Source organism: Nakamurella deserti (assembly GCF_003260015.1).
GTDB classification, from domain to species: domain Bacteria; phylum Actinomycetota; class Actinomycetes; order Mycobacteriales; family Nakamurellaceae; genus Nakamurella; species Nakamurella deserti.
Genome location: NZ_QCXS01000002.1, coordinates 2,046,059 through 2,057,582 on the forward strand (window position 1 = coordinate 2,046,059; position 11,524 = coordinate 2,057,582).

Below are 11,524 nucleotides of genomic sequence, written 5' to 3' on the forward strand. Positions count from 1 at the left end.
CCCGGCCGGTCGGGCCGGGCGGACGCCACCACCGGGGGCCGGCGACGGTGCCGGCCTCCGGAACGACTGCTGTGGAGAAACTATCCGCCGCCGGGGATTCCGGTGTGACGGGACGGTCGCGGCCAACGTGTCGGGGGTGCCCGAGCATTGTGTCCGACCGGGAAAACGAGCGGAGTCCCGGGACCTGCGCCCCGGGACTCCGCTGTACCGCTCACTGCACGTTCACTGCCGGACACCCACCGCCGGCCGTGGCCGACCCGTGCCGGGCAGGTCGATCAGGCGTCGGCCGGATCGGTCGGAACGGTGATCTCGCCGTCGACGATCTGCTGCTTGAGCGCCTCCAGCTGCGGGACGATGTCGGTCAGGTAGTCACCGGAGGTGGAGTAGCCGACACCGTTGGTGGACAGGTCGAAGACCTTGGTGCCACCGGCGGTGTCACCCGCCTGGACCTGCTCGATGGTCTGGTAGACGGCCTCGTCGACGCGCTTGAGCATCGAGGTCAGGATGACCTTCTGCTGCTCCGGGGTGGCCAGCAGGTAGGTGTCGGAGTCGACGCCGATGGCCCACTTCTGGGTGCCCGCCGCGGTCGCCTCCGTCGCGGCGTCCACGGTGCCGGCACCGGATCCGCCGGCCGCGCTGTAGATGATGTCGGTGCCCGCGGAGTACCAGTTCTTGGCGATCTCCTTGGCCTTGTCCGGCGAGTTCCAGGCCGCGTTGTCACCCTCGGCGCCCAGGTAGCTGGACTCGATCTCGATGTCCGGCGCGACGGCCTTGGCCCCGGCGCGGTAGCCCGCCTCGAAGCGCTTGATCAGCGCGCCCTCCTGGCCACCGATGAAGCCGATCTTGCAGGTGGTGCTCTTCAGCGCGGCGGCCGCACCGACGAGGAAGGAACCCTGCTCCTCGGCGAAGACCAGGCTCTTCACGTTCGGCTCGTCCACGACGGAGTCGATGATCGCGTAGGTCAGGTCGGTGTTGGCGGCGGCGGCCGCGGCCACCGTGTCGGTCCACAGGAAGCCGACGGCGATGATGGGGTTGTTCTTGTTCTGGGTCAGAGTGTTCAGGTTCGGCACCCGGTCGTCGTCGCTGTTGGCCTCGAGCTCGGTGACCGTGACGCCCAGGTCGGTCTCGGCCCGGTCGGCACCCGATGCGGCCGAGTCGTTGAACGTGCCGTCGCCGCGCCCGCCGGTGTCGAAGGCCAGGCCCACCTGCAACGGCGCACCGCCGCCGGTGGCGGCGGCGGAGGAGGACTCCGCGGCGGAGCTCGACTCCGCGGCGCTGGTCACCCCGGCGGTGTCGATCGTCTCGGTGGCGCAGCCACCGGCGCCGGTACCGCCGCCGGTGGAGCTCCCGCCGGTGGTCGCGGCGACCGACGAGGTGCTGTTCGCGGACGTGGACGAACCGGGGGTGCTGCTGTTACCGCAGGCTGCCAACGCGATGGCGGCGGCGGTGACTCCTGCGATCAGCCGAAGGCTGCGCGCTCGACGCACGATGATCTCCTTGTGTTCTCCGACAGGGCTGCCTCGCCGTGTCCCGGTGAGGATCTCCGGTGGTCGGACGACCGGACGGGAAGACCTGCGGTCGTCCGACGACCGGCGGACGGAACCGGATGCACGGGGCATTGCTGGCGGACGTTACCGCCGGGTACGCCGAACGGGCCAGTCCCGCAGCGCTCCGTGACCGAATCGTGCCCCGCGGAAGAGCGGCGGCCCCGGGCTCCCCGGCGGCGCGGCGGCACGTCCCGGCTTCGTGACGACACCTTTCGAGGCAGGCGTGCGTCACCCGGATGCGGATGTGAGGTGTCTATGAAGTCACAGCCGCGCTGACGTGAGGTGGTCATCCGGCCGGGACTACCATCGGGTTCACACCTTTGGGCCGTCCCGGCCTATCGCGTCCCGCCGCCGACGTCGGAGGTCCACCAGATCATGGCCAGTACCGTTGTCCGCCCCCGCCGGGGAGATCCCGGCGCCCGGCGCGGCTCTCTCTACCGCGGTGGGGAGGGCATGTGGTCCTGGGTCGCCCACCGCATCACCGGCGTCCTCACCTTCTTCTTCCTCTTCGCGCACGTGCTCGACACCGCGCTGGTCCGGGTGTCCCCGGAGTCGTACAACCTCATCATCGAGACGTACAAGAACCCGCTGGTCAACCTCATGGAGGTCGGCCTCGTCGGCGCCGTGCTCTTCCACGCGCTCAACGGCATCCGCATCATGACCGTCGATTTCTGGTCCAAGGGGCCGCGCTACCAGCGCCCCATGCTGTGGGGCATCCTCGCCGTCTGGGTCCTCGTGATGATCCCCGGCACCTACTTCATGCTCGAGCGCACCGTCGCCACCATGTTCGGGGGTGCCTGATGACCACGGTCTCGCCGAACTCGGCCGCCGCCGCCGCTGAGGCCAACCAGGAGTCCTACCGCGGCATCGAGGCGCCCAACTCCAAGCGCCGCCGCGTCGCCAGCGGCAAGAACTTCGAGATGTACTCGTGGCTGTTCATGCGGCTGTCCGGCATCGTGCTGGTGGTCCTCGTGCTCGGCCACCTCTTCATCATGAACATCCTCGACGGCGGCGTGCACCGCATCGACTGGGGCTTCGTCGCCGGTCGCTGGGCGTCCCCGTTCTGGCAGATGTGGGACCTGACGATGCTGTGGCTCGCGGAGCTGCACGGTGCGAACGGCCTGCGGACGGTCATCAACGACTACGCCCGCAAGGACACCACCCGCTTCTGGCTCACGATGCTGCTGTACGCGTCGGTCGTCCTGACCATCGGCCTGGGCAGCTTCGTCATCTTCACCTTCGACCCGACCATGGGCGGCTGACATGCAGATCCACAAGTACGACGTCGTGATCGTGGGCGCCGGCGGTGCGGGCATGCGGGCGGCCATCGAGTCCTCACAGCGCGCGCGGACCGCGGTGCTGACGAAGCTCTACCCCACCCGGTCGCACACCGGCGCGGCGCAGGGCGGCATGTGTGCCGCGCTGGCCAACGTCGAGGAGGACAACTGGGAGTGGCACACCTTCGACACGGTCAAGGGTGGCGACTACCTGGTCGACCAGGACGCCGCCGAGATCATGTGCCGCGAGGCCGTCGACGCGGTGTACGACCTGGAGAAGATGGGCCTGCCGTTCAACCGCACCCCCGAGGGCCGCATCGACCAGCGCCGGTTCGGCGGGCACACCCGCAACCACGGTGAGGCCGCGGTCCGCCGGGCCTGCTACGCCGCCGACCGCACCGGTCACATGATCCTGCAGACGCTGTACCAGAACTGCGTCAAGCAGGGCGTGGAGTTCTTCAACGAGTTCTACGTCCTGGACGTGCTGATGACCGAGACCGACGAGGGCCCGGTGTGTTCGGGTGCCGTCGCCTACGAGCTCGCCACCGGCGAGATCCACGTCTTCCACGCCAAGGCCGTCGTCTTCGCCACCGGCGGAGCCGGCAAAGTCTACAAGACGACGTCCAACGCGCACACCCTGACCGGTGACGGCATGGGCGTCATCTTCCGCAAGGGCCTGCCGCTGGAGGACATGGAGTTCTACCAGTTCCACCCGACCGGTCTGGCCGGCCTCGGCATCCTGCTCACCGAGGGTGCCCGCGGCGAGGGCGCCATCCTGCGCAACGCCTCCGGCGAGCGCTTCATGGAGCGCTACGCCCCGACCATCAAGGACCTCGCGCCCCGCGACATCGTCGCGCGTTCGATGGTCATGGAGGTCCTCGAGGGCCGCGGCGCCGGTCCGATGAAGGACTACGTGCTGCTCGACTGCACGCACCTGGGTGCCGAGGTGCTGGAGACCAAGCTCCCCGACATCACCGAGTTCGCGCGGACCTACCTGGGTGTCGACCCGGTGACCGAGCCGGTGCCGGTGTTCCCCACCGCGCACTACGCGATGGGCGGCATCCCCACCAACGTCAACGGCGAGGTGCTGCGCGACAACGACCACATCGTCCCCGGCCTGTACGCCGCGGGCGAGTGCGCGTGCGTCTCGGTGCACGGCTCGAACCGCCTGGGCACCAACTCGCTGCTGGACATCAACGTGTTCGGCAAGCGCAGCGGGATCGCCGCGGCCGACTACGCCAACCGCACCGAGCACGTCGCCGACGTCGACAACCCCGCCGACACGGTCGTGAACATGATCGAGACGCTGCGCTACGCCACCGGCGGTGAGCGGGTCGCCGACCTGCGCATCGAGCTGCAGGCGACCATGGACGCCAACGCCGCGGTGTACCGCACGGAGACGACCCTGAAGCAGGCGCTGCAGGACGTGCAGGTGCTCAAGGAGCGCTACGCCAACGTCTCGGTGCAGGACAAGGGCAAGAAGTTCAACACCGACCTGCTGGAGGCCGTCGAGCTGGGCTTCCTGCTCGAGCTGGCCGAGGTGATGGTCGTCGGTGCGCTGAACCGCAAGGAGTCCCGCGGCGGACACGCCCGTGAGGACTACCCCTCGCGTGACGACACGAACTACATGCGCCACACCATGGCGTACAAAGCGGATGCGGCGCTGGCCCCCCTGTCGTCCGACATCCGTCTCGATTTCAAGCCGGTGACGATGACCCGGTACCAGCCGATGGAGCGCAAGTACTGATGACCAGCACCCTGGAAGCCCCGACTCCGGCGCAACACACCAACCCGCCGCCGAAGGTCCCGGACGGCGCGGTGACCGTCACCCTGCACCTGCAGCGGTTCAACCCCGAGGTTGACGACGCTCCGCACCTGGAGACCTACCGGGTGCCGGCGCTGCCGACCGACCGGGTCCTGAACCTGCTGCACTACGTCAAGTGGTACATCGACGGATCGCTGGCGTTCCGCCGCTCGTGCGCGCACGGCATCTGCGGCTCGGACGCGATGCGGATCAACGGCCGCAACCGGCTGGCCTGCAAGGTCCTCGTCAAGGACCTGATGACCAGCAAGGGCGACGCCGCCAACCCCACCGCCGACATCACCGTCGAGCCGATCAAGGGCCTTCCGCTGGAGAAGGACATGATCGTCGACATGGAGCCGTTCTTCGAGGCCTACCGGGCCGTGAAGCCGTTCCTGATCACCCACGGCAACGAGCCCACCCGTGAGTGGATCCAGTCGGTCGACGACCGCGAGCGGTTCGACGACACCACCAAGTGCATCCTGTGCGCGGCGTGCACCACGTCGTGCCCGGTGTACTGGTCGGCCGACAGCTATGTCGGTCCGGCGGCGATCGTCAACGCCCACCGCTTCATCTTCGACTCCCGCGACCAGGGTGCCGAGGAGCGGCTGGAGATCCTGTCCGACGCCGAAGGCGTGTGGCGCTGCCGCACCACCTTCAACTGCACCGACGCCTGCCCCCGCGGTATCCAGGTCACCAAGGCCATCCAAGAGGTCAAGCGCGCGTTGATGTTCCGGCGCATCTGACCGGTGGCCGAGGAACGCAGCCGGCCCCTCCCGTCCTGGACGGGAGGGGGCCGGCTTTCTTCTGTCCGGCGCACGACGGCCGCCGCGCTGACGGCCGTGGTGCTGCTCGGCGCCGCCGCGGTGCCCGCCACGGCCGACGAGTACCTCCCGCCCTCCGAGACGATCGCGCCGCCGGACACCGGCGACTGCGCCCAGCGGGAGACCCCGCCGCCCGCGGTGGACACCTCGGAGGCACTGCCACCCGGTGTCGCCGCACCCACCCCGCTCCCGGTCCCGGCCGAGCCGGTCGGCGGCCCGGCGATGGGCGCGTGCGGGTTCGTGCTCCCCGACGGCGCCCCCGCCGTGCCGTCCGACATCTCGGCGACCGCCTGGATGGTCGCCGACCTGACCACCGGACGGGTGCTCGGCGGTAAGGACGTGCACGGCCGCTACCGGCCGGCCTCCACCCTGAAGCTGCTCACCGCCAGTGTGCTGTTGCGCAACCTCACCGATCTGGACGCCACGGTGGTCGGCACCCAGGAGGACGCCGATCAGGAGGGCTCCCGCGTCGGCGTCGGGGACGGCGGGATCTACACCGTCCGCGACCTGTTCCTGGGGCTGCTGCTGAACTCGGGCAACGACACCGCCAACGCCCTGGCCCGCGCGAACGGCGGCATCGAGGCGACCCTGGCCGAGATGAACGCGCTGGCCGCGTCGATCGGTGCGCTGGACACCCGGGCGGTGACGGTGTCCGGACTGGACGGCGCCGGCCAGCAGACGTCGGCCTACGACCTCGCATTGATCATGAACGAGGCGCTGTCGCTCCCCCGGTTCACCGAGCTGCTGAGTACCCCGGACGCGATCTTCCCCGGTTTCGACACCTACCCGGCCTTCGGCATCGCCAACGACAACATGCTGCTGGCCGAGTACGAGGGCGCCGTCGGCGGCAAGACCGGCTTCACCGACGATGCCGGCAACACCTTCGTCGGGGTGGCGCAGCGCAACGGACACCGGCTGGTAGTCACCATGTTGGCCGGCACCCAGCAGCCGCGCCGCCAGTGGATGCAGGCGGCCTCGCTGCTCGACTGGGGATTCGCGGTGACCGCGGCGGGTCTCAACCCGGTCGGCCGGCTGGTGGAGCCGGGTGGAGACCTGGACGCCTCGGGCGCGGCGTCGGAGGCCGCGGCCTCGTCGTCCGCCGCGGCGACGACGGGCCCCGCGCCGGTCACGACACCGTCGGCGACGCCGGCGCACACCACGGCGGCGGAGTCGTCCCCGACGTCGGGGGGCGCACGGAGCGGCTGGTGGGTCGGCCTGGTCGCGCTGCTCGTCGTCGCCGCCGGTGCCGCGCTCGTCCTGCTGCGACGGCGGCGGCCGGTCACGGTGACCGGGGCCGTCGCGTCGGGCGGGGCCGGGTCGAACGATGCGGCACCCGTGGTCGGTGGATCCGCCGCCGGCGGCGCAGCGACCGGTGAGGCCGGCGCACCGGCGGTCAGGGCCGACGGTGCGGCTGAGGGAGTGCCCGCCCCCGGCGGCGGCGGGGCCGGCCCGGACGGCACCGGGGGCACCGACGACACCGAGGGCACCGAGGGCACCGGCACGGAGCCGGAAGGACCGGGGTCAGCCTCCCGTTAGGGCCGCGTCCAGCGCCCCGATCTGCGGGAACGGATCGCCGATGGGCCGCACCACCACCGTGTGGGCACCGGCCGACCACAGGTCGCGCAGGCCGGCGACGACGTCGGCGGCCGACCCCTCCAGCACGAAGATGTCGGCCGGGTCGACCCCCAGCGGCGTCGCGACGTCGATCCGGGCCTGTTCGGTCTGCGCGGCGGCGGCCGCCGGGTCGTCGGTGACGAGCACGTAGGCCAGCACGACGATGCGGTGGTCGTCCACGGCACCGTCGCGGCCCTCGTCGATCAGCGCCCTGGCGGCGGCGATCCCGGCCGGGCCGGTGCCCTCCGCGAGGATCGTGCCGTCGGCGACCCGGCCGGACAGCCGCAGCGACTTCGGTCCGGTGACCCCGGCCAGCAGCGGCAGCGGCGTCCGCAGCGGGTGCACCAGCGTCAGGTCGTCGATGTGCACGGCACGGCCGTCGTGGGTGACCCGGTCGCCGCGGAGCAGCGCCCGCACCACGGTGAAGGTCTCCTCCAGCAGCGCCAGCGGCGACGGCACCGCCGCCCCGACCTCCCGCATCCACGACTGCACACCGTGGCCGATCCCGGCGGTCAACCGCCCCGGATGCAGCCGTCCCAGCGTGGCGAGCTCCATGGCCAGCAGGGCCGGGTTGCGCAGCGGCGCCGGCACGATGCCGATCCCGACGTGCAGCCGCGCGCTCGCCGCCAGCACTGTGGCGGCCGCACTGACGGCCCCACCCCAGCTCAGGTCCTCGACCACCCACACGTCGTCGACCGCGGCCGCGGCCTCGCAGGCCGCCGCCAGCGGGATGAGCTGCTCGGGCGGCAGGCTGCGATCGACCATCACGCCGAGACGACCGGTGGGCGGTGCTGAAGAGACCATGAGGTCATTGTGGCGTGTCCGCCTCGCCCGGCGGGCACCGCGACCGGCACCGGCCCGTCCCGAATGTCCCCGGACGGACGCTGGACAGCCGCCGGTCGACCCTGCACGCTGGGGAGTCGGGCCGGGTGGCACGGCTGCCGACCCGGTTCTCCGCCGGAGGGGGCGTCGCCATGGGCACACCACAGGAGCCGTCGTCCGCCGACGGGCCGGCCGGGTTGCGGCTGTTCCAGCGGTCGGCGCAGGACGACGAGTCGGTGCAGCGGATGCTGACGCTGCTGGACATGCAGGACACCGCACCGGGCATCGAGCGGCTGCGCCGGTGGGCCCTCGAGGTCGCCGCACCGCGCCGCGGCGAGACGGTCGTGGACGTGGGGAGCGGCACCGGCACCGTCGTGCGGCGGCTGGCCGGCGTCGTGGGGCCGGGGCTGGTCACCGGCATCGAACCGAACCCGCGCCTGCGGGCGGTGGCGGAGGAGCGCACACCCGCCGACCCCCCCGGCGTCGCCCACCGTCACGGCACCGCCACCGACCTGCCCTTCGACGACGGCAGCGTCGACCTGGTGTGGTGTGAGCGGGTGCTGCAGCACCTGTACGAGCCGGCGGCGGCGGTGGCGGAGATCGCGCGGGTGCTCCGGCCGGGAGGGCGGGCGGTGCTGCTCGACTCCGACCACCGCACCCGGGTGACCTCCGACGTCGACCCCGACGTCGACGCGCGGCTGCTCGGGGTGTTCCTCGCGTCCCAGCCCAATCCGTCCGCGGCGCGGCGGATCCCCCGGCAGGTCCGTGACGCCGGCCTGGTGCTGGACCCCGACATCGGATCCAGCGCCCTGATCTTCCCGGCGGCCCTCGTGGCCGGGTCGGCGTTGCTCGAGTTGAACGCGGCTGCGGCGGTGGAGCGCGGAGCCGTGACCCGCGTCGAGGCCGACGAGGCGGTGCGGCGCTTCCGGGCGGCGGCGGCGGAGGGGGTGGCGTTCTCGGCGGTGACCGTGTTCGGGTTCCTGGCCCGCAAGCCCGGCGCGGCCGACGACCCCGCCCGGACGGGCTGAGCCGGCGGTCAGTCCGAGCGGCGGCGCCGGACCGTCCGGGCGACCCAACCGGCGGCGGCGCCGACCCCGATCCCCCCGGCCAGCGCAGGGACGCTGCGGGTGCGGTACTGCGGCTGGACGACCACGGCGAGGTCGTCGTCCTCCTCCGGGATCGCCGGCCACTCGCTGGTGCCGATCCAGGCCGCGATCATCAACACCATTCGGGCGACCAGGTTGACGATGGCCAGCAGCACGATGATCGACCCGAAGGCCGCCGCGGTCGCGGAGCCGCTGAATAGCTGCAGCAGGGTGGACAGCAGCAGCTTGAACAACTCGAAGATGATGGCGGCGGCGATGGCGCCCCGCCAGATCTTGCGGCGCGGCACCTCCTCGCTGTGCACGGGCAGGAACCGGTAGAGGAAGTAGAACAGCCCGATGCTGACCATCAGGGCCAGCAGGATGGGCACGATCGACAGCACCGCGGTCACCCAACCCACGTCGTCCAGACCCAGGAGCTCGGCGAACACGCCGGTGAGCGCGGTGCCGATGGCACTGAGCACCACCGAGACCAGGATGCCGACCCCGAGTACGACCAGGGCGACCAGATCCTTGCCCAGGCCCTTGACGAAGCTGTCCTGGTACTTCGGCGGCATGTCCCACTTGGGCCGCCACTGCGCTTGGACGGCGGTGCGGATGTTGGTCATCCAGCCGATCCCGGTGTACAGGCCCAGGGCGAGTGAGATGGCGCCGACCGCCCACCGGGCACTGATCGCGTTGTCGATGATCCCGTTGACGGTCTTCGCGAGCTCCGGACCCGACTGCTCGAAGACCGTGGTGACCTGCTCCTTGAGCTCCTGGATGAGGTCCGGCCGACCACTGAGCACGATGCCGGTGACCGAGAAGGCCAGACCCAGGATGGGGACCAGCGACACCAGCGTGAAGTAGGTGATGGCCGCCGCGAAGGACGAGCCCAGGCGGTCCCCGAAGCGGGTGAACATCCGCAACAGGTGGGCGACCCAGGGCTTCTTCGAGATGCGGCCCCACAGCTTGACGGGGGCGGCCGGACCTTCGGCGTCGTGCCGGGCCTGCGCGTGGGTCTTGTACGTCGCGTCGGCGAGCGTGGGCTTGTCCATCGGTCAACGTCCCCTTCGGTGTGGCGGTGGTGACGCTCGCGAGCCCGGGCCCGGGTGTGCGGCCGGGCGGGCGGTCCCGCAGGCTGTGTCTACCCGGCGGCGACCGGTGCGATGAAACCGACCCGCTCGTAGACCCGGGCCAGCGTCCGGTCGGCGACCTCGCGGGCCCGGGCGGCACCCGCGGAGAGCACCCGGTCAAGCTCCGCCGGGTCACGGAGGTACTCGGCCACCGCCGCCTGCACCGGGGTGGCGAACTCGACGAAGACGTCGGCCAGGTCCGACTTCAGATCTCCGTAGCCCTTACCCTCGTAGCCGGCTTCCAAGTCGGCGACGGGGGTGCCGGTGAACGCGTGCAGCATGCCCAGCAGGTTGGCGATGCCGGGCTTGGCGGTCTCGTCGTACCGGATCTCGCGTTCGGTGTCGGTCACCGCCGACTTGATCTTCTTCACGCTCGACTTCAGGTCGGCCAGCAGGTCCAACGAGCCGGCGGGCACGGACTTGCTCATCTTCGCCGACGGGTTCGTCAGGTCGTAGACCTTGGCGGTGCTCTTCAGGATGTACGGGTCGGGCACCCGGAAGGTCTTGCCGAAACGGGAGTTGAACCGCTGCGCGAGGTTGCGGGTGAGCTCCAGGTGCTGCCGCTGGTCCTCACCGACCGGGACCTGGTGCGGCTGATAGAGCAGGATGTCGGCGGCCTGCAGCACCGGGTACGTGAAGAGCCCGACGCTGACCCGGTCGGCGGCGACGCGGCCCGACTTGTCCTTGAACTGCGTCATCCGGCTGGCCTCGCCGAAGCTCGCCTGGCATTCCATCACCCAGCTCAGCTGGGAGTGGGCCGGGACGTGCGACTGCAGGAACAGCGCCGACCGCTCGGGGTCGATGCCCAGTGCGAGCAGCTGCGCGACAGAGGCGCGGGTGCGCTGACGCAGCAGCTTCGGGTCGTGCTCCACGGTGATCGCGTGCAGGTCGACCACGCAGTAGAAGCAGTCGTGGGTCTCCTGCAGGGCCACCCACTGGCGGATCGCACCCAGGTAGTTGCCGACGTGGAACGAATCGTGGGTCGGCTGGATGCCGGACAACACCCGCGGGCGGCTGGTCGCAGCGGTGCCGGCGCCCGCGGCTGCGGAGTCGGCCGGGGTGGCGTCGGTCGTGGCGGTGTCAGGTGCGGACAACATGCCCCGATCCTTCCACTTCACGACCGGTCGGCCCGCATCGGCGGCGGGAGCGGAAGCGGTCGGCCGGGGTGCGTCAAGGCCGGGCCGGGTCAGGCGGGGAGGGCGGGGCGGGGCGCCGTTCCTTCGGTGGCCGGGCCAACCGGGACGGCCACCGCGCCGACCGGGCGGGCGGGGCGGCACGGGCGGGCGCGCCGAGCCGGGCGGGTCGGGCGGGGCGTGTCGGGGCGGCACGGGCGGGCGCGCCGGGCGGCACCGGCCGGGGCGGGAGACGGGCGCTACTTCTTCGGCGGCCGGATCACCTTGACCGTGTAGAACGCCACCGCC

At 71.4% G+C, this 11,524-nt stretch carries 10 protein-coding genes; 6 read left to right on the forward strand and 4 right to left on the reverse strand.

Features of this window, described 5'->3' with window-relative positions:
• Nucleotides 1–275: 275 nt before the first annotated feature.
• Nucleotides 276–1,487: a BMP family lipoprotein gene (locus DB033_RS09310; protein ID WP_157970601.1), complete on the reverse strand. Its 1,212-nt coding sequence runs from the start codon at nucleotides 1,485–1,487 to the stop codon at nucleotides 276–278.
• A gap of 435 nt (nucleotides 1,488–1,922) precedes the next feature.
• On the opposite strand from DB033_RS09310, the gene sdhC reads away from it, so the two are divergent.
• From sdhC to DB033_RS09335, 5 genes are all read left to right on the forward strand, one after another.
• Entirely contained in the window at nucleotides 1,923–2,348 is a 426-nt protein-coding gene (gene sdhC / locus DB033_RS09315) for a succinate dehydrogenase, cytochrome b556 subunit (protein ID WP_111766428.1), read from the forward strand.
• Nucleotides 2,348–2,809 carry a succinate dehydrogenase hydrophobic membrane anchor subunit gene (locus DB033_RS09320; protein WP_111766429.1) on the forward strand — a complete coding sequence of 154 codons (462 nt, stop codon included), beginning with the start codon at nucleotides 2,348–2,350 and terminating at the stop codon, nucleotides 2,807–2,809. The genes sdhC and DB033_RS09320 overlap by 1 nt, the downstream gene beginning before the upstream one ends.
• A 1-nt stretch (nucleotide 2,810) precedes the next feature.
• Entirely contained in the window at nucleotides 2,811–4,571 is a 1,761-nt protein-coding gene (gene sdhA / locus DB033_RS09325) for a succinate dehydrogenase flavoprotein subunit (protein ID WP_111766430.1), read from the forward strand.
• The gene (locus DB033_RS09330) at nucleotides 4,571–5,371 is read left to right on the forward strand and encodes a succinate dehydrogenase iron-sulfur subunit (RefSeq protein ID WP_111766431.1); all 801 of its coding nucleotides are present in this window, start codon (nucleotides 4,571–4,573) and stop codon (nucleotides 5,369–5,371) included. The genes sdhA and DB033_RS09330 overlap by 1 nt, the downstream gene beginning before the upstream one ends.
• Nucleotides 5,372–5,467: 96 nt before the next feature.
• Nucleotides 5,468–6,985 (forward strand): D-alanyl-D-alanine carboxypeptidase family protein, encoded by a 1,518-nt coding sequence (locus DB033_RS09335; protein ID WP_205843738.1) that lies wholly within the window; start codon nucleotides 5,468–5,470, stop codon nucleotides 6,983–6,985.
• Here DB033_RS09335 and DB033_RS09340 read toward each other — a convergent pair.
• A complete protein-coding gene (locus tag DB033_RS09340; protein WP_205843739.1) occupies nucleotides 6,971–7,867 on the reverse strand; it encodes an LLM class flavin-dependent oxidoreductase in 897 nt (298 codons plus the stop codon). The two genes, DB033_RS09335 and DB033_RS09340, sit on opposite strands and share 15 nt — an antisense overlap.
• 170 nt (nucleotides 7,868–8,037) lie before the next feature.
• Here DB033_RS09340 and DB033_RS09345 point away from each other — a divergent pair, with 170 nt between their 5' ends.
• Nucleotides 8,038–8,913: a methyltransferase domain-containing protein gene (locus tag DB033_RS09345; RefSeq protein ID WP_157970602.1), complete on the forward strand. Its 876-nt coding sequence runs from the start codon at nucleotides 8,038–8,040 to the stop codon at nucleotides 8,911–8,913.
• Between the two features lie 8 nt (nucleotides 8,914–8,921).
• Here DB033_RS09345 and DB033_RS09350 read toward each other — a convergent pair whose 3' ends face one another.
• Nucleotides 8,922–10,025: a YihY/virulence factor BrkB family protein gene (locus DB033_RS09350; protein WP_111766435.1), complete on the reverse strand. Its 1,104-nt coding sequence runs from the start codon at nucleotides 10,023–10,025 to the stop codon at nucleotides 8,922–8,924.
• An 89-nt stretch (nucleotides 10,026–10,114) separates the two neighbouring features.
• Nucleotides 10,115–11,200, reverse strand: coding sequence for a tryptophan--tRNA ligase (gene trpS / locus DB033_RS09355; RefSeq protein ID WP_111766436.1), 1,086 nt, complete (start codon nucleotides 11,198–11,200; stop codon nucleotides 10,115–10,117).
• Nucleotides 11,201–11,524: the final 324 nt, after the last annotated feature.

Excerpts from the sequence above, each read along its gene's own strand:
- DB033_RS09320 (WP_111766429.1), top strand. The coding sequence starts at position 2,348 with ATGACCACGGTCTCGCCGAACTCGGCCGCCGCCGCCGCTGAGGCCAAC.
- sdhC (WP_111766428.1), top strand. The coding sequence starts at position 1,923 with ATGGCCAGTACCGTTGTCCGCCCCCGCCGGGGAGATCCCGGCGCCCGG.
- DB033_RS09340 (WP_205843739.1), bottom strand. The coding sequence starts at position 7,867 with ATGGTCTCTTCAGCACCGCCCACCGGTCGTCTCGGCGTGATGGTCGAT.
- DB033_RS09330 (WP_111766431.1), top strand. The coding sequence starts at position 4,571 with ATGACCAGCACCCTGGAAGCCCCGACTCCGGCGCAACACACCAACCCG.
- DB033_RS09345 (WP_157970602.1), top strand. The coding sequence starts at position 8,038 with ATGGGCACACCACAGGAGCCGTCGTCCGCCGACGGGCCGGCCGGGTTG.
- sdhA (WP_111766430.1), top strand. The coding sequence starts at position 2,811 with ATGCAGATCCACAAGTACGACGTCGTGATCGTGGGCGCCGGCGGTGCG.
- DB033_RS09350 (WP_111766435.1), bottom strand. The coding sequence starts at position 10,025 with ATGGACAAGCCCACGCTCGCCGACGCGACGTACAAGACCCACGCGCAG.
- trpS (WP_111766436.1), bottom strand. The coding sequence starts at position 11,200 with ATGTTGTCCGCACCTGACACCGCCACGACCGACGCCACCCCGGCCGAC.